Below are 17,398 nucleotides of genomic sequence, written 5' to 3' on the forward strand. Positions count from 1 at the left end.
CTCTTCTGTTGGCTGTGCGTTTTCCGCTTTATTTTCGATAGCTATAGACATGCAACAGTCCCCGATTGCGGGTCAAAATGAAACAGCAGACATGGGTCAGGCAATCTTGAACCGAGACACCGACTGGCGCAGTTCCTCGGCCATTTGCGACAGCTCACGCACCTGCTGCGCTGTGGTACGGGTGCCATCACTGGTCTGCTCCGTCACCGCAAAGATATGCTGGATATTCTCTGCCACATCGTTGGCCTGAACTGCTTCGTCGGACGCAGAACGGGAAATTTGCTGAATCAGATCTGCCAGCTCACGCGAAACGCGGTCAATTTCCGCCAGTGCCGTACCGGCGCTGTCCGACAGACGGGCCCCTTCCACCACACCCTGGGTCGAGCGCTCCATAGCGGCCACCGCGTCCTGGGTGTCGGTCTGAATCGCCTTCACCAGCACCGAGATCTGGCGCGTTGCATCGGCCGAGCGCTCAGCCAGACGCTGCACTTCCTCGGCCACCACCGAGAAGCCGCGGCCGGCTTCACCGGCGGAGGCCGCCTGAATGGCCGCATTCAATGCCAGCACGTTGGTCTGTTCGGTAATGTCCGAGATCAGGTCGGTAATTTCACCAATCTCCTGCGAGGACTCACCCAGGCGCTTGATGCGCTTGGAGGTGTCCTGGATCTGGTCCCGGATCGAGTTCATACCACCGATCGCGTTTTCCACCGCCTGCAGGCCCGACTCGGCCGCCATCAGCGACTTGCGCGCCACCGAAGCCGATTCCTGCGCCTGTGACGACACGAGGTTAATACGGGTCGCCATGTCGAGAATCGACTTGCCGGTTTCGCGAATCTCACGCAGTTGCTCGGTCGACGCAGCCAGCAGCTCGGTCGACGTGGAGTCCACGGTCGACGTGGTCTGTGCCACGCGGGTCGCCGTGTTCTGCACGCTGCCCACCAGCATGCGCAGCTCTTCCACCGTGTAGTTCACCGAGTCGGCAATCGCGCCGGTGATGTCTTCCGTCACGGTCGCTTCCTGGGTCAGATCCCCTTCAGCGACGGACTGCAACTCGTTCATCAGCCGCAAAATGGCAGCCTGGTTGGCGTCATTGAGACGCTTGGCCTCCTGCTCCTGGCGGGTCGCTTCCTGTTGCAGCGATTCTGCAGCGCGGCGGCGGTTCAAGCTGTCTGCCAGCTGCAGGCGCACCAGGCCCCACACACCCAGGCCCACCAGCAACGCTGCCAGCACGATGCCCACCAGGTACAGCCAGATGCGGTCGGACCAGCTGTTCAGGTCCGCCTGCAGTGCTTCCAGGCCCTTGCGCAGCGGATCGCTGGCCGACTGGATCGAGACTTCGGCCTCACGGGCTTCCGAGATGCCCTTGAGGTTGCTCAGCACCGCCGAGCCATCCTTCAACGTGATGTCGTATTGGGACGAGAGTTCCTGCAGCTTGTCGCGCACGGCGCCATCGCGGGCGGGGCTCAGGCGCAGCTCGGCGCTGCCGTTGAGCAGACCGGCGACGATTTCCTTGAAGGTGTTCAAGTCCTTGCCCAGCAGAAATACCGCCTCGGCATTGGCACCCGAGGCGCTCTGGAAGTCGTTGGCCGACTTGCCGATACGCTGGGTCAGCATCGCCAGCTGGCTGGCTGCGGCGATTTCAGCGGGCGGAGCCGCTTGCTGGAGCTTCAGGCTGACCACCGCCTCGCTCAGCTCGAGCAGGGTCTGCGTGTTCTTGTGAATCGCCTGCAAGTCCTTGTTCATCGCGACCAGCGAGGCTTTCTGCTTGACCACGGCATCGCTCTTGCTCGCGGTGCGGTCCGAGGCTTCCACCAGCGGCGCCAGCACCTCGGCGTAGGAACTGCCCAGCGCCTTGATCGCCGGGTCTTCCGAGCCGGAGTTCAGGCCATCGATGTTCTTCTTCAGAATCGACGAGGCTTCTGCCACTTCGGCAAATGCCTGCTCATTGCCGTTGACCGCCTGACCCACCGATTTGGCCAGACGCTGCGACTGGGTCAAGGCCTGGCCGGTGGCTGCCAGCTGGCCGCCTGTCGTGCGCGACTGCAAGATCGCCCACACCGCCAGCGCAAAGAACACCACCAGACCCACGATGACGATGGTCAGCAGGGTCTTTTGGTGTTTGGCAGCCGGTGCCGCACCCAGCACCGGCAGCGTCACCAGATCGTCGGAGGCGGTCTCGCCCTCGACCAGCTGGGCCATGTAATCGTCCTGCACCGCAGCGCCGGATACATTGGCCGCCGTCTTGGCGGGGGACACGCCGTCACCGGTCGAGCCTTCGGAGAGCATCACCTGGTCACCATCTGGGAAGATGCTGACGCCTGGGTCTGCCACGTCTTCTTTGCGTTTGAATAGTTTGTTGAACATACAAATACCGAAAGGGATGAAGCCGCGGAAGCCCCGCACTAAACCGTGATATCGAGAAAATCGGGCGCATTGGCCAGCAGCTGCAGGTTGAGTTCCTGCCACTGCTCGCCACTGGCGGATGTATAGAGCGCACCAAAAAATTCCGGCGCATCGGCCGGCTTGTCTTTGGAATGCGCGAAGTCATTGCTGCCGCGCAAGCCTTCCAGCTGCTCGACAAACAGGGCGGCATTGACGCCCATCATGGGGTTGAGCGCGACGACCGAAGCCCCGGCAAACACCTGTTCGCTGCGTGCGACAGGCAGGCCCAGCATGCGGGCCAGATCCACCACCGTCAACAAAATACCCCGGATGCTGGTCACACCGAGCATCCAGGGTTTGGTGTAGGGCACAGGCTCCACCCCGCTCCAGCCCAGCACTTCGCCGGACTGGCTCAAAGGCAGCAGAAAGTTCCGGCCACTGATCTTGACTGCCAGCCACGAGGCACCGACCGCCGTCTGGTTGCGTGCCTGGCTCAGACGATCGGCCAGCCGGGTTTGCAGCTCTCGCAAGTCTTCGCGCTGTGCCATGCCTTATCCCAGTGCCTCGATCTTGGCCTTGAGTTCGGCCGGATCCACCGGCTTGGTCACATAGCCACGTGCGCCCTGGCGCATGCCCCAGACCCGGTCGGTTTCCTGGTTCTTGCTGGTGCACATGATGATCGGGATATCCGCATACTCCGGGCTGCGGGTGATCAGGCGGGTCAGCTGAAAGCCGTTCTGCCCTGGCATCACGACGTCCATCAGGATCAGGTCGGGCCGGTCTTCCGCCAGGCGCAGCATCGCCTCGTCCGAATTTTGCGCAGTGCGCACCACCATACCCTGGCGTACAAGCAGATCGCTCAAAAACATCAATTCGGTTTTTGAGTCATCAACGATAAGAACTTTTTGAATAGGCACGACCCCTCCTTAACGTTCGGCAACGAAACGTCCGACGGTTTCCAGTAATTGATCTTTGGTAAATGGCTTGGTGAGGTAGTCTTCACATCCCACCATGCGTCCCCGGGCCTTGTCGAAAACGCCGTCCTTGGACGACAACATGACCACGGGTGTAGATGCGAAAGCATCATTGCGCTTGACGATGGCGCAGGTTTGGTAGCCGTCCAGTTTGGGCATCAGGATGTCGCAAAACACCATGTCCGGCTTGAAATCGTTGATTTTGGAGAGGGCATCGAAGCCGTCTTCAGCGAGCAGCACCTCGTAGCCGCCTTGCTTCAGAAAAATCTCAGCACTTCTGCGAATGGTATTGCTATCGTCAACCACCAATACCTTGAAGTTGTCTGCGGAAACTGTCACCGGCCACCCTCCTCATTGCATGTCATGAAATGCGAATGCACGCGGCAGCCAAGGCTGACATAGCCCCTCCCACCCGTTTGCATTGAACACATACGCCCTATGGCAATTTTTCTTCGACGAATCCGCATGTGCTGGAGGTGCATTTTGCACCACAGCGCGTACACTGCATCCGTCGTCCCTGCTCCTAATTTTGAAAAGCTTACAGAGGCTTTACATAGAATGCAACGATTGTAGCTTTTCAACACAGATTTAACGGTGATTCCTGCATCAATGTGCTTTATCTCGTTGACCTATGACATCCTCCTTGACAAACCAGCCAGAATCCAGCCCGAGTGAAAGCACGTTGGCCGCGACGATTGATACCGCCAGCATCCTCTGCATCAACGCCAATGACCCCAGCGGCGCAGGCGGCACCAATGCCGATGCGCTGGCCGTGGCGTCGATGGGAGGACACCCCTGCACCGTCGTCACGGGTGCGTTGATCCGCGATACGCTCGACACCATCGACTTTTATGCGCTGTCCGATGATGCAGTTCAGCAACAGGCGCAGACCGTATTGCAGGACATTCCCATCCGCGCGATCAAACTGGGCTTTCTGGGATCGATTGAAAATGTACGCGTGTGTGCGGAAGTAACCAATGACTACCCCGATGTACCGGTCGTCGCCTATGTCGCCGGCATGGCCTGGTGGGACAGCGAACTGATCGACGACTACCTCGATGCGTACCAGGAGTTGCTGCTGCCCCAGGTGACGGTGCTGGTCGGTGCCTATGGCTTGCTATGGCGCTGGCTGCTGCCCTACCGCACCTCCGAGCACCGCCCCAGCCCCCGTGACCTGGCCAAGGCCGCCGCCGACCATGGTGTGCCCTTTGTACTGGTGACCGGCATCCCCGCCCATGACCAGCATGTGGAAAACGTGCTCGCCTCGGCCGACACCGTGTACGGCAGCGGCGAGTTCGAGCTTTTCGAGACCGAGTACATCGGCGCAGGCGACACCTTGAGCGCGGCGCTCACGGCCTTGCTGGCCACCGAGGTGCCGCTGAGCGACGCGACCGCCGAGGCGATGACCTACCTCGACAAATGTCTGGAGGGAGGCCTGCGCCCCGGCATGGGTAAGACCGTGCCTGACCGTCTCTTCTGGGTGCATGCCGATGACGAGGACGTAGTAGATGACGGCAGCGCGGATGGGGATGAGAGCGACGCGCTCCACACCCGCCCGCTCTGAGTTCAAAGCCTGCCTGTTCCAGTGCAGTGAATACCGGATTGACAGCCCCAGGCACCCGCTTGGCCGACAATCCAAGGCCAGAGTAGATGTGAGCCCTTATGACGATGGATAAAAACGCCCAATTGTTTGAACGTGCCCGCCAGGTGATCCCCGGCGGCGTGAATTCGCCCGTGCGGGCTTTCAATGCCGTAGGCGGCACGCCGGCCTTCATCGCCCGCGCGCAAGGCGCGCACCTGTTTGATGCCAATGACAAACGCTATGTGGACTACATCGGCTCCTGGGGCCCGATGATCCTGGGCCATGGCCACCCGCAGGTGCTGAGCGCCGTGCAGGCTGCGCTGCTCGAAGGCTTTTCCTTCGGTGCTCCCACCGAGCGCGAGATCGCACTGTCTGAAGCCATCCTGAAGCTCATGCCGTCGATGGACATGGTGCGGCTGGTCAGCTCCGGCACCGAGGCGGGCATGAGCGCGATTCGCCTGGCGCGCGGCTATACCGGCCGCAACAAGATCATCAAGTTCAACGGCTGCTACCACGGCCATGCCGATGCGCTGCTGGTCAAGGCCGGCTCGGGCCTGGCGACCTTTGGCGCCTCGTCTTCGGCAGGGGTGCCCGCCCAGGTGGTGCAGGACACCATCGTTCTGGAATACAACGACATCGGCCAGCTCGAAGAAGCCTTTGCCAAGTACGACGGCCAGATCGCCTGCGTGATCATGGAGCCGATTGCCGGCAACATGAACTTTGTGCGCGCCAGCACCGCCTTTACCCGCCGCATCAGCGAGCTGACCCAGGAACATGGCGCCTTGCTGATCTACGACGAGGTGATGACCGGTTTCCGTGTCGCACTGGGCAGCGCGCAAAGCCTGTATGCGCAGCAGATCCCCGGCTTCAAGCCCGACATCACCGTGCTGGGCAAGGTGATTGGCGGCGGCATGCCGATGGCCGCCTTTGGCGCGCGCCGCGAGATCATGGAAAAGCTGTCGCCGCTGGGCCCGGTCTACCAGGCCGGCACCTTGTCGGGCAACCCGATTGCCACGGCCTGTGGTCTGCAGACCCTGTCGCTGATCAGCCAGCCAGGCTTCCATGAAGCGCTGCATGCGAAGACCGGCCAGCTGATGGCCGGCCTCAAGGCCGAGGCCGATGCCGCAGGCGTTCCCTTCAGCGTGGACCACCAGGGCGGTCTGTTCGGCTTCTTCCTGCTGCCCGAGCTGCCCAGCCACTACGAAGCGGTGATGAAGAGCGACAAGCCGCTGTTCAACAAGTTCTTCCACGGCATGCTCGCGCGCGGCCACTACTTTGCGCCGGCGCTGTACGAAGCGGGCTTTGTCAGCAGCGCCCATACCGATGCCGACATCCAGGCGACGATCGAAGCAGCCCGCGACGTCTTCAAGACCTTGTAAGCGCCCTCCGCTGCCTGGCCACCCGTCCCTGGCGGGCATAAAAAAACCTCGGCGTGCCGAGGTTTTTTGTTGTCTGTCGCAGGCGATCAGTCGTCGCTGCCACCCAGTTGCATGATCAGGCGCAGCACATACCAGAACAGCAGGGCCACCGATGCGAACAGGTGCAGGGCCGCGCCAGCGGGACGGTCTGCCGGGTAGTGGCGCATGATCTGCGAGGTGTCATACAGCACGCAAGCGCCGGCAAACAGCACCATCGCGCCGGAGAACCAGATGCCCAGCTTGAAGCCGAACACGACACCGGCCAGGATGATACCGATGGCCACCAGGCCACCGATCTTCAGGAAGCCGCCCAGGAAGGAGAAGTCCCTCTTGCTGGTGAAGGCCGTGAAGGTCAGGCCCGCCACCAACGCCAGGGTGGCAATCGAGGCCGCCTGGATCGAGCCGGGAGCAATGATGCTGGCCATGGCCAGCATCGGGGCGAAGATCAGCGATTCGGCAAACACAAAGCCGCCCAGCGCCAGGTACTGCACGCCGGTGCTTTCCGAGTTGTCGGCGGCATTGGTCGCCAGCCAGCCGACCACCATGAAAGCGCCCATGACGGCCAGCCAGCCCCACTTGCTTACGCCCAGCATCTTGAGCATCGCAAACGATGCACCGCTGGCGTACAGGCCAAACGACAGCACGGCAAAAGCCAAAATGGCGACGGCCAAATGGCTGTAGGCCGCCTTGATGAATTGGCCTCGGCTGTTCGCCTCGGTCAGGCCACCGCCGTGTCCGGCGTATTCGGGAAAGTTCATGCATCCTCCTTCAGGTCTATGTCGCTGCAGTATCGCAGATTTGCTTTACAAAGCATGGCCTTTCCAGACCCTGTCTACGGACATTGCCGCCGGACGCAAAAAAGCCCGCTGCAGCAGCGGGCTCGTGCGGCTGGTCCGACAGGCGCTCAAGGCGGACTGGCGGCAGGCGCGTTGGCGGGGCGCAGGGCCATCAGCCAGCCGGCCATCAGTTCGGCCTGCTCCTGCGTGACCTGCGGATGGCGTGGCATCACGATACGGCCCCACTCGCCGACGCTTCCCTCGCGGATCTTGCGCGCCAGATAGGGGACGGCGTCGTCACGGTCGGCATAGCGCTTGGCGATGTTGCGAAAACCCGGGCCCACCACATCCAGCTCCATCGTGTGGCAGCGCATGCAGTCGCTGCTGCGGGTGACCAGCTCGCGGCCCTGCTGCAACCGGGGGCTGGCCTCGATCAGGCGGTCAGCGGCCGTCACCTCGGGCTTGGGCCGGATGATGAGCCGCCCGATATTGAACATGCCCAGGCCCACCACCAGCGCAAATGCAACGATCAGCACACCCAGCCAGCGCGAGCGGCGCGGCGGGTCACTGTCCGGATCGGAGGCGGGAGGCGGGTCTTGGTGCTGTGGTTCGCTCATGGTGGAAGGGGCCCGGGGCCCGGCGCAGAAAACAAGCCGGCGAACCCGAAGATGGCCGGCGTATCGGGGCTGCAGACTGGATCGGCCTGCAGCCAGCGGTGGCAGCACCCTGGCGGGTACCGCCTTGCCATCAGTGGCGGAAGTGGCGCACGCCAGTAAATACCATCGCCACGCCGCGCTCGTCGGCGGCAGCGATCACTTCCTGGTCGCGCATCGAGCCACCAGGCTGGGCCACGCAGGTGGCGCCGGCATCGACCACCACATCCAGGCCGTCGCGGAAGGGGAAGAAGGCATCCGACGCCACCACGGTGTTCTGCAGCGACAGCTTGGCCGCTTCCGCCTTGATCGATGCGATACGGGCCGAATCCAGGCGCGACATCTGGCCCGCGCCCACGCCCATGGTCATGCCGTTCTTGCAGAACACGATGGCATTGGACTTGACGAACTTGGCCACCTTCCACGCGAACAGCAGGTCCTGCAGTTCCTGCGGGGTGGGCTGCTTGACGGTCACGACCTTCAGATCCGCCAGTTGCAACTCATGGTTGTCGGCCGATTGCAGCAGGATGCCTGAGCCCACGCGCTTGGACTCAATGGCGTTGCGGCCCTGCTCCCAGTCGCTGTTGCCGCCAGCTGGCAGTGCAATCTTCATCAGGCGCACATTGACCTTGGACTTGAAGATCTCCAGCGCCTCGGCGCTGAAGTCGGGGGCCATCAGCACTTCGACGAACTGCTTGGACACGGCCTCCGCCGCTGCCTTGTCCACGGCGCGGTTGAAGGCGATGATGCCGCCAAAGGCGCTGGTCGGGTCGGTCTGGAAGGCCTTGGAATAGGCTTCCAATGCATCGGCACCCACGGCAACACCGCAGGGGTTGGCGTGCTTGACGATGACGCAGGCCGGCACCTCGAAGCTCTTGACGCATTCCCAGGCGGCATCGGCATCGGCGATGTTGTTGTAGCTCAGCTCCTTGCCTTGCAGCTGCACGCCCGTGGCCAGCGAGCCGGGTGCGGGGTACAGATCGCGGTACCAGGCAGCTTGCTGGTGGCTGTTTTCACCATAGCGCAGGTCCTGGATCTTGATGAACTGGCTGTTGCTCTGGCCGGGGAAGGCGGCACGCTCGGGCACGTATTCCTCGGACAGCTTTTCGTCTTCGAACGTGACCGACGACAGGTAGTTGCTGATCGCGCCATCATACTGGCTGATGCGGTTGAATGCCGCCACCGACAGGGCAAAGCGCAGTTGGTTGGACAGCTTGCCGCCGGCCTTGAGCTCGGCGAGCACGGCGTCGTACTGGTCGGCGGCGGTGATCACACCGACATCCTTCCAGTTCTTGGCGGCGGAGCGCACCATCGCCGGGCCGCCAATGTCGATGTTCTCGATCGCATCGGCCAGCGTGCAGCCGGCCTTGGCCACGGTCGCTTCAAACGGGTAGAGGTTGACCACCAGCAGGTCGATGGTCTCGATGCCGTGTTCCTTCAGTGCAGCCATGTGCTCGGGCAGGTCGCGGCGGGCCAGCAGGCCGCCATGCACCATCGGGTGCAGGGTCTTGACGCGGCCATCCAGCATTTCGGGGAAGCGGGTGACCTCGGCCACCTCGGTCACAGGCAGGCCCTTATCGGCCAGCAGCTTGGCGGTGCCGCCGGTCGACAGCAGCTGCACGCCCAGCGCATGCAGGGCCTGGGCAAATTCGACAATACCGGTTTTGTCGGAAACGGAAATCAGGGCTTTCATGTCAATCACTTCAAGAATGGAAACAGGCTTGTGCCGCTTGCGCAGCGGGCGCAAGCAGCACTGAAATCAGGGCGCGGGTCAGAGCATCTTGTGCTCGACCAGCTTCTTGCGCAGCGTGTTGCGGTTCAGGCCCAGCCACTCGGCGGCCCGTGACTGGTTGTTGTCGGCGTGGTTCATCACCACTTCCAGCATCGGGCGCTCCACCATGCGCACTACCATCTCGTACACGCGGTCCGGCACCTCGCCTTCCAGGTCCTGAAAATAGGTCTGCAGGCTGTCCCGCACGGACTGCTCAATCGTCGTCTTACTCATACAAGGTCATCACTCATTGTTGTTGCTGGGGCCATCGCACTCCCGCTGGCCTCTGGTGCTGCCGCGATGCCAGGCAGCCGGTCCATCTGTTGCCCCAAGGCCCCCAGATAATCGGCTACGGCCTGCCATTGCGCCGCACTGTTTTCAATCACATTCATCTCGCGCCTGAACGCATCGCCCCCCGGCAGATCGCGCACATACCAGGCAATGTGCTTGCGCGCCGAGCGCACGCCGGTGCTCTCGCCGTACAGCGCATAGTGGTCCTGCAGGTGCTCGAGCAGATGGCGGCGCAGCTCGGCCACCAGCGGAGGCGCGAGCAATTCGCCGGTCTGCAGAAAATGCACGATCTCGCGAAAAATCCAGGGGCGGCCCTGGGCCGCCCGCCCCACCATCACCGCATCCGCACAGGTGAAGGCCAGCACATCGCGGGCCTTGGCCGGGCTCGTGATATCGCCATTGGCAACCACTGGAACCGACACCGCCTGCTTGACGGCACGGATCGTGTCGTACTCGGCCAGGCCCCGGTAGCCCTGCTCGCGCGTGCGGCCATGCACGGTGAGCATCTGGATGCCCGCCTGTTCGAACTGGCGCGCCAGCTGCACGGCATTCTTGTGGTCATCGCTCCAGCCGGTGCGCATCTTCAGCGTCACCGGCACGCCATGGGGCGCCGCAGCCTCCACCACCGCAGCGGCAATCTCGACCGCCAGCGGCTCGTTCTGCATCAGCGCCGAGCCTGCCCATTTGTTGCAGACCTTCTTGGCCGGGCAACCCATGTTGATGTCGATGATCTGCGCGCCGCGCTCAATGTTGTAGACCGCCGCCTCGGCCATCATCGGCGCGTCGGTGCCGGCGATCTGCACAGAGATCGGGCCGGGCTCGCCGGCATGGTTGGCGCGGCGGCTGGTCTTGAGGCTGTCCCACAGGTCCTTGCGGCTGGTCACCATCTCGCTGACCGCATACCCCGCCCCCAGCGCCTTGCACAGCTGGCGAAAAGGCCGGTCCGTCACGCCCGCCATGGGCGCCACAAACACATTGTTGGCCAGAGTATAGGGACCGATGCGGACGGACATGGAATGCAAAAAGCGAGCACTTCGCCACCGAAGTGCTGTCTGTTGTGGTGAGGGGAAGGGGCAGATTGTACTGCTTAAAAAAGTAGCAAACATCCAATCTACCCGCTTGACATTTGGGAATGCCCATAAATCGGGCCTGCGGGCGGGCGTTGGCGACGCGCATGGGCACCCCCTGAATGGCCCGGCGGGCCGTCCGACCTTGCCGGCGCCAGGGCTTGTGCAGCAGGTATTTTTCGGCCTCTTGGCTGACACGGCAGCGGCCCGCTGCGCCGCTGGCAGGCCGGCACCAGCCGCTACACTGGCAGCCATGGAAGCGTGGATTCAACAGTTGCTGACATGGCTGGCCCTGCCGCAGTTCGGGCTCAGCACGGTCTTTGTCGTGGCCCTGATCTCGGCCACATTGCTGCCGCTCGGGTCCGAGCCCGCTGTGGCCGGCCTGCTACATCTGAATCCGGACCTGTTCTGGCAGGCCATTCTGGTGGCGACCGCCGGCAACACACTGGGCGGCGCGATCAGCTGGTGGACCGGCGCGCTCGCCCGTACCGCCTGGTACAAGGCCCGCAGACTGCGCCATGCCGGCGATGCGGCCGCGCCGACCAACTCCCTCATCCCCACGGCACCACTCAACAAGCAGAGCCGCCACCAGCGCATGGCCCGCATCTGGCTGCGCAAGTTCGGCGCCAAGGCCTGTTTGCTCAGCTGGTTGCCCATCGTCGGCGATCCGCTGTGCGCCGTGGCCGGCTGGCTGCGCCTGCCGTTCTGGCCCTGCGTGTTCTACATGGCGATCGGCAAGTTTTTGCGCTACCTGGTGATGACGGCCACGATTTTGCATTTCTGGCCCTCCTGAAGGCACGCGCGGTTTTCAGCGCTGCCTAATCCACCCGCAAGCCCAGCTGCTGCGCCACGGCGGCATAGCGGTCGATATCGCTGGCGATCACCTGCCCAAACTCGGCCGCACTTTGCTGCAGCGGCGTATAGCCTTGATCGCGCAGCCACTGCTGCATCGCCGGCTCGGCCAGGATCTGCGCCAGCAGCGCATGCATGCGCTGCACCACCGCATCGCTGGTGGCAGCGGGCGCCAGCAGGCCATGCCACTGCTCGACGCTGAAACCGGCTGCACCTTGCTCGGCCACGGTGGCGACCTGCGGCCACTGCGCCAGGCGCTGAGGGGCCGTGATGGCAATGGCGCGCACGCGGCCGGCCTCGATCAGCGGCGCAGCGCTGCTGGCGGTGACCATGCCCATGGCGACCTGGCCGGCCGCCACGGCGGTGATGGCCGGCCCGCAGCCCTTGTAGGGCACATGCTGCCAATGCAGCTGCGCGGCCTGGGCCAGCATCTCCCCGGCCAGGTGCTGCGGCGTGCCATTGCCGCACGAGGCAAAGGGCAGCGGTTGCAATGGCGCCGAGGCGCGCACATCGGCCAGGCTGTGCAATTCGCTGGCCTGCGGCACCACCAGCACCGAGGCAATCGTGCCCACATTGAACACGGCCTTGAAATCGCGCCGCGGGTCAAAATCCAGCTGGCGGTAAACGGCGGGGTTGATCGCGAACGAGCTGTTCACCATCAGCCAGGTGCTGCCATCGCCTGCCGCCTCCGCCACATGGCGCGCGCCGATATTGCCGCTGGCGCCGGGGCGGTTTTCCACGACCACGGTCTGGCCCGTGTGCTGCTGCAAGGCGGCGCCCAGTTTGCGCGCCAGCAAGTCGGTGCCGCCGCCCGGTGGAAAGGTCACCACGATGGTCATGGGTTTGTCAAAGCGGGCTGCCGCCATGCTGCTGCCGCCCAGCCACAGGCCGGCAGCCATGCAGGCCGCAGCGGCGGCGGCAAGCCACCACCAGGAGAAGCGTTGGAGAACGCGGGGCATCACAGGCCTCCTTCCAGGATATGCAGGGTGCGCGGGTGGTAGAGGGCCGGATCAGGCATCCAGGCCGATGTCCAGCACCTTGGCGCTGTGGGTGAGCCAGCCGACGGCGATCTGGTCCACCCCGGTGGCGGCCACTTGCGGCGCGGTCTCGGGTGTGATGCGGCCCGATGCCTCGGTCACCGCCTTGCCCCGGCACATGGCCACCGCCGTACGCAGGGTCTCGAGGTCCATGTTGTCCAGCAGCACCACATCCACCCCCAGCTGCAATGCGGCATCGAGCTGGGCGAGCGTGTCCACTTCAAGCTCGATCTTGACCATATGGCCGACGCCTGCGCGTGCACGGCCCACGGCGGTGGCCACATCGCCGGCCAGTGCAATGTGGTTGTCCTTGATCAGCACGGCATCGTCCAGCCCAAAGCGGTGGTTGCTGCCACCGCCCACGCGCACCGCATACTTTTGCAGCGCGCGCAGGCCCGGCATGGTCTTGCGTGTGCAGGTCACCCGCGTGCCATAGGGCTGGATGGCCTGCGCGATCGCGTACGTGGCGCTAGCCACGCCGCTCAAATGGCAAAGGTAGTTCAGCGCCGTGCGCTCCGCCGTCAAGATCGCCCGGCTCTTGCCGTGGATGCGGGCGATCTCCATGCCCGGCGCCAGCACCGTGCCATCGCCGCACAGCGGCTCAAACTCCAGACCGCTGTCCAGCAGATGAAAGGCCAGCCGCGCCAGATCCAGCCCCGCCAGCACGCCCGCTTGCCGTGCCACCAGACGCAGGCTGTCTCTGGCATCTGCGGGCACGATGGTGTCGGTCGTCAGGTCCCCGGCGCGGCCCAGGTCTTCCAGCAGGGCCATGCGCACCAGCGGCTCCAGCATCACATCAGGCAGAGGAGGAACCGGCAGCGCCGCAGTTTGATTAATGCTCATTTTGAGTATTTAAAGGGTAAAAAAAAGAGGCGCACCAGCGCTTAACCGGTCACGCGCACATTTATGCTAATTATGAGTATAAATATTGTCAAGTCCTGACGCTGCCATGATGCCGCCTCCGTTGCGGCCTGCAAGAACGGATCAGGACGATCAGCCGCGCGCCAGCGGCAGCTTGTTGCCCGCGAGCGCGCGTTCCACCAGTACATTGCGGCGAAAGCGGAACAGCTTGGCCGGGCGGCCTGCGCCCTGGCTGCTGATCTCGCCGGTCTCTTCCACCAGCGCCTGCTGCTCGATCAGGCGGCGAAAGTTCTGCTTGTGCAGGCTGCGCCCGGCCAGCGCCTCGACAGTCTGCTGCAGCTGCAGCAGCGAGAAGCTGTCGGGCATCAGCTCGAACACCACAGGCCGGTACTTGATCTTGGCGCGCAGCCGCGCCATGCCGGTCGCCAGAATGCGGCGGTGGTCATTGCGCATTGCCGTGCCCAGCAAGGTCTGGCCTGTCGGGGCCGCCCTGCCATCGCGCCAGGCTTCTGCGACCAGGCCCGCTTCAAACAGCAGCTCGTAGCGCTGCAGCACCAGCTCTTCGTTCCAATCGCTGCCCTCGAGGCCAAAGCTCACTCGGGCCCGCTCCCAGCGCGCGCTGGCCGCTGCCTTGCCCGTTGCCTGCGCACTCCAGGCCTGCAACGCTGGCGCAATGCGCTGGTCCAGGATCTCGGGCGCGCCGCTGCGCCAGTCCTCCCAGGGGAAGTAGTGGTACCAGTCCTGCCAGCCCGGCTGGGCCAGGCCGGCATCGTCGAGCTCGCGCGTCAGTGCCAGGTAGCTGATAGAGATCGCGCGCATGCCCAGCTCCTGCGAGCGGTCGCCATCGGCAAAGGTGTAGAGCTGCTCGACAAAGCCCAGCGGGTGGTGGGTCTGCGTCTCGACCCAGGCGCGCAGGCTGGCCTGCAGCGAGCGGTGGTTGGCGGTAAAGGGCCCCGCTGGCAGGGTCTCACCGGCCTGCGTGGTCAGTATGCGCGGCTGCCCGCCCGTCACCGCCACCAGCACCGCGACCAGATCGGCCTGCACCGAATGCTGCTCGCGCTCGGCGGCGCTCGGCGCACGGGGGGCATCCGCAGCAGTGGCTTGTGTGATCGGGGCAGGTGGGGTCACCAAAAGGGGGCTTTCAAGAATCGGTGGACGGGGCTGCACTTGCAGCAACCGCCAACGGAGCCGCTGTCTGGCAAGCAGCGGCTATCTTATAACGGCTGGCCGCCCTGCTCTGCCATCCCGCTGCCATCCCGCTGCCACAGGCGCATGACCGCAACGCCCCACGAAAAAGCCCGCTGACGCGCAGCGGGCTTGGAGGTTCTGACTGCCAGCACGCAGCGAATGCCTGCGGGCAGCGTCGCCGCCGAAATGGTCAGACGTTGAACAGGAAGTTCAGCACATCGCCATCCTTGACGATGTATTCCTTGCCTTCGGCGCGCATCTTGCCCGCTTCCTTGGCGCCTTGCTCACCCTTGTACTGGATGAAGTCGTCAAAGGCGATGGTCTGGGCGCGGATAAAGCCACGCTCGAAGTCGCCGTGGATGACGCCTGCCGCCTGGGGCGCGGTGGCACCCACGGGCACGGTCCAGGCGCGCACTTCCTTCACACCTGCGGTGAAGTAGGTCTGCAGACCCAGCAGCGAGAAGCCGGCGCGGATCAGGCGGTTCAGGCCCGGCTCTTCCAGACCCATTTCCTGCAGGAACATGTCGCGGTCTTCGTCGCCCATCTCGGACATTTCTGCCTCGATCTTGGCGCAGATGGCGACCACGGGCGCGCCTTGGGCTGCGGCATAGGCCTTCAGGCTGTCGAGCAGCGGGTTGTTTTCAAAGCCGTCTTCGCTGACGTTGCCGACAAACATCGCTGGCTTGGCGGTGATCAGGCAGAACTGCTTGAGCAGCGGCGCGTCTTCCTTGGATACGGGCACGATGCGGGCAGGCTTGCCCTGGTCCAGCACGGCCTGGATGGGGGTCAGCAGCGAGACCAGCTTGGCAGCTTCCTTGTCGTTGCCCGACTTCGCCGCCTTGCTGTAGCGGTTGAGCGCCTTCTCCACGGTGGCCAGGTCGGCCAGGCACAGCTCGGTCTGGATGACCTCGATATCAGCAATCGGGTCGACCTTGTTGGCCACGTGGATCACGTTCGGGTCTTCGAAGCAGCGCACCACGTTCACGATGGCGTCGGTTTCGCGGATATGGGCCAGGAACTGGTTGCCCAGGCCTTCACCCTTGGAGGCGCCGGCCACCAGGCCGGCGATGTCCACAAACTCGACGATGGCCGGAACAATGCGCTCGGGCTCTACTATCTTGGACAGCTGGTCCAGACGCGGATCGGGCACTTCCACGACGCCGGTATTGGGTTCGATCGTGCAGAAAGGATAGTTTTCGGCGGCAATACCTGCCTTGGTCAACGCATTAAAAAGGGTGGACTTGCCAACATTGGGCAAACCGACGATGCCGCATTTGAGGCTCATGGCAGTGCTTTCTCTATTCTTTCGGACAAACCCGGCATTTTAAGCCGACTGCATGGCAGTCGCGAATCCAGGCGTATTAACAGGGAGGCTTCGGGCTGCTCACCCGGCCCCGAACACCGCAGGTTGGCAGTTGAGGCTGGGCGCCCCCGACTGGGCGTCCCTGACCAAGCATCGAACCGCAGGCAACACATGCGTGCGGCCAGGCGTGGCGCGGCCGGCGGGGCAACGACGTCTCCAGGGTGCTGTTTGCGCCGCTCAGTCAAACTGCAGCGCGCCGCCGACGGCATCACCCACCCGCAGCACCCCACCGGTGCCCGCAGGCACATAGGCATTCATGCCAAAGGTTACGGCGCCATCCAGGCGGTCGTCGTGGCGGTAGGTCTGCAAGGTGTCGGTCACGCTGGTGCCGCTTGCAGCCGTGGCCGGGTCGATATCGGGGATCGGGCAACGCGCACAGGGCTTGACCAGTGGCAGATCCACCCATTGCTGGCTGCCCGGCCCGCCCTGCTGCACCGACAGGCTCTCGATACGGTCCTCGTCGTGGGACTGGAAGCCCTCGACCACAATATTGGCGCGAAAGCGCTCTGCCACCACAGGCGCTTCGCCTGCCTGGGTCAGGCGCTCATTGAGCTCATGGACCGAGGCCCGGCTGACCACCAGCACCGGAAAGCCATCGGCAAATTGCGTGGGGGCGTCGGCGCCGCCGGTCCATTTCTTGCTGGCCAGCCGCAGCGCCTGGGGCGCCATGCGCACCAAATAGCATTCGGTCTGCAGGAACGCGCTGAACCAGGCATTGATTGCATCGGGCGCCTGCAGGCCCGTCACCCGGTCATCCCAGACGCGCACCGCACGCTCGGGGCCAGCAAAGGCCATGTCTACCGTGATCGGCTCCATGCCCGGGGCGGTCACCGTCATCACGCCCTCGGCAATGGCCGGTTGCACCAGCACCATGCGGGCGATCTCGCGCTGCGAGATGAAGTCGCCTTGCCCATCGACCAGCATGAAGGCCCGGTCATGCTCCAGGCCCGTCGGCAACAGGCGCGCGCTTTGCACGGCGATGCCGGCGCAGGATTTGATGGGAAAAACCCACAATTGGCCGATATGGCCGGTGACATCAAAAAAATCGCTATTTGCCATGCTGCTCTGCGCCTGGGTTGGTTCTGGGCAAACCACACTGTAACGAGTAAAAGGCTGCGTTGCATCTACGCGGCGCCAAACGGTAGCCAGACCCCTGCAGCAAGTCGTACAGGCGCCCGGCGCT

General features: G+C 63.8%; 17 protein-coding genes. 3 read left to right on the plus strand and 14 right to left on the minus strand.

Annotation, left to right across the window (positions count from 1 at the left end; translation table 11 throughout):
• Nucleotides 1-96: 96 nt before the first annotated feature.
• The 4 genes from MJ205_RS15700 to MJ205_RS15715 are packed head-to-tail and all read right to left on the minus strand — an operon-like array spanning nucleotide 97 to nucleotide 3,695.
• Nucleotides 97-2,364: a methyl-accepting chemotaxis protein gene (locus MJ205_RS15700; protein WP_239809318.1), complete on the minus strand. Its 2,268-nt coding sequence runs from the start codon at nucleotides 2,362-2,364 to the stop codon at nucleotides 97-99.
• Nucleotides 2,365-2,402: 38 nt separating this feature from the next.
• Entirely contained in the window at nucleotides 2,403-2,930 is a 528-nt protein-coding gene (locus MJ205_RS15705) for a chemotaxis protein CheW (protein WP_239809319.1), read from the minus strand.
• 3 nt (nucleotides 2,931-2,933) lie between these two features.
• Complete coding sequence (locus tag MJ205_RS15710; RefSeq protein ID WP_256460938.1) at nucleotides 2,934-3,299, minus strand: response regulator; 366 nt, start codon at nucleotides 3,297-3,299, stop codon at nucleotides 2,934-2,936.
• A 9-nt stretch (nucleotides 3,300-3,308) separates the two neighbouring features.
• On the minus strand, nucleotides 3,309-3,695 hold the full coding sequence (locus MJ205_RS15715) for a response regulator (protein WP_021027286.1): 387 nt from the start codon (nucleotides 3,693-3,695) through the stop codon (nucleotides 3,309-3,311).
• A 304-nt stretch (nucleotides 3,696-3,999) separates the two neighbouring features.
• Between MJ205_RS15715 and thiD the strand changes: the two genes are divergently transcribed.
• Together thiD and hemL are read left to right on the plus strand one after the other, a co-directional pair.
• Nucleotides 4,000-4,920 (plus strand): bifunctional hydroxymethylpyrimidine kinase/phosphomethylpyrimidine kinase, encoded by a 921-nt coding sequence (thiD, locus tag MJ205_RS15720; RefSeq protein WP_239809320.1) that lies wholly within the window; start codon nucleotides 4,000-4,002, stop codon nucleotides 4,918-4,920.
• Nucleotides 4,921-5,018: 98 nt separating this feature from the next.
• Nucleotides 5,019-6,317 (plus strand): glutamate-1-semialdehyde 2,1-aminomutase, encoded by a 1,299-nt coding sequence (gene hemL, locus MJ205_RS15725; protein ID WP_239809321.1) that lies wholly within the window; start codon nucleotides 5,019-5,021, stop codon nucleotides 6,315-6,317.
• An 86-nt stretch (nucleotides 6,318-6,403) separates the two neighbouring features.
• On the opposite strand, the gene MJ205_RS15730 is transcribed toward hemL, so the two are convergent.
• The 5 genes from MJ205_RS15730 to dusB form a co-directional block, all read right to left on the minus strand.
• Nucleotides 6,404-7,114, minus strand: coding sequence for a Bax inhibitor-1/YccA family protein (locus tag MJ205_RS15730; protein ID WP_239809322.1), 711 nt, complete (start codon nucleotides 7,112-7,114; stop codon nucleotides 6,404-6,406).
• 146 nt (nucleotides 7,115-7,260) lie between these two features.
• The gene (locus tag MJ205_RS15735) at nucleotides 7,261-7,749 is read right to left on the minus strand and encodes a c-type cytochrome (protein ID WP_239809323.1); all 489 of its coding nucleotides are present in this window, start codon (nucleotides 7,747-7,749) and stop codon (nucleotides 7,261-7,263) included.
• 130 nt (nucleotides 7,750-7,879) lie between these two features.
• The gene (gene purH / locus MJ205_RS15740) at nucleotides 7,880-9,478 is read right to left on the minus strand and encodes a bifunctional phosphoribosylaminoimidazolecarboxamide formyltransferase/IMP cyclohydrolase (protein WP_239809324.1); all 1,599 of its coding nucleotides are present in this window, start codon (nucleotides 9,476-9,478) and stop codon (nucleotides 7,880-7,882) included.
• A gap of 78 nt (nucleotides 9,479-9,556) precedes the next feature.
• Nucleotides 9,557-9,790 (minus strand): Fis family transcriptional regulator, encoded by a 234-nt coding sequence (locus tag MJ205_RS15745; RefSeq protein WP_021027292.1) that lies wholly within the window; start codon nucleotides 9,788-9,790, stop codon nucleotides 9,557-9,559.
• Nucleotides 9,787-10,860: a tRNA dihydrouridine synthase DusB gene (dusB, locus tag MJ205_RS15750; protein WP_239809325.1), complete on the minus strand. Its 1,074-nt coding sequence runs from the start codon at nucleotides 10,858-10,860 to the stop codon at nucleotides 9,787-9,789. Before dusB ends, MJ205_RS15745 begins: the two co-directional genes overlap by 4 nt.
• A gap of 307 nt (nucleotides 10,861-11,167) precedes the next feature.
• Here dusB and MJ205_RS15755 point away from each other — a divergent pair, with 307 nt between their 5' ends.
• Complete coding sequence (locus tag MJ205_RS15755; protein ID WP_239809326.1) at nucleotides 11,168-11,707, plus strand: YqaA family protein; 540 nt, start codon at nucleotides 11,168-11,170, stop codon at nucleotides 11,705-11,707.
• 25 nt (nucleotides 11,708-11,732) lie between these two features.
• On the opposite strand, the gene MJ205_RS15760 is transcribed toward MJ205_RS15755, so the two are convergent.
• The 5 genes from MJ205_RS15760 to MJ205_RS15780 all read right to left on the minus strand — a co-directional run bounded on the left by MJ205_RS15760 (nucleotide 11,733) and on the right by MJ205_RS15780 (nucleotide 17,274).
• Nucleotides 11,733-12,725, minus strand: a complete 993-nt coding sequence (locus tag MJ205_RS15760; protein WP_446715030.1) for a tripartite tricarboxylate transporter substrate binding protein — start codon at nucleotides 12,723-12,725, stop codon at nucleotides 11,733-11,735.
• Nucleotides 12,726-12,776: 51 nt separating this feature from the next.
• Nucleotides 12,777-13,646, minus strand: a complete 870-nt coding sequence (gene nadC, locus MJ205_RS15765) for a carboxylating nicotinate-nucleotide diphosphorylase (RefSeq protein WP_239809327.1) — start codon at nucleotides 13,644-13,646, stop codon at nucleotides 12,777-12,779.
• 150 nt (nucleotides 13,647-13,796) lie between these two features.
• Entirely contained in the window at nucleotides 13,797-14,774 is a 978-nt protein-coding gene (locus MJ205_RS15770) for an NUDIX hydrolase (protein WP_446715088.1), read from the minus strand.
• Nucleotides 14,775-15,042: 268 nt separating this feature from the next.
• The gene (gene ychF, locus MJ205_RS15775; RefSeq protein WP_239809328.1) at nucleotides 15,043-16,137 is read right to left on the minus strand and encodes a redox-regulated ATPase YchF; all 1,095 of its coding nucleotides are present in this window, start codon (nucleotides 16,135-16,137) and stop codon (nucleotides 15,043-15,045) included.
• A gap of 255 nt (nucleotides 16,138-16,392) precedes the next feature.
• Nucleotides 16,393-17,274: an MOSC domain-containing protein gene (locus tag MJ205_RS15780; protein ID WP_239809329.1), complete on the minus strand. Its 882-nt coding sequence runs from the start codon at nucleotides 17,272-17,274 to the stop codon at nucleotides 16,393-16,395.
• Between the last annotated feature and the right edge of the window lie 124 nt (nucleotides 17,275-17,398).

Origin of the sequence: Comamonas sp. B21-038 (assembly GCF_022387135.1) — a bacterium.
Taxonomy (GTDB): Bacteria; Pseudomonadota; Gammaproteobacteria; order Burkholderiales; family Burkholderiaceae_C; genus Comamonas; species Comamonas sediminis.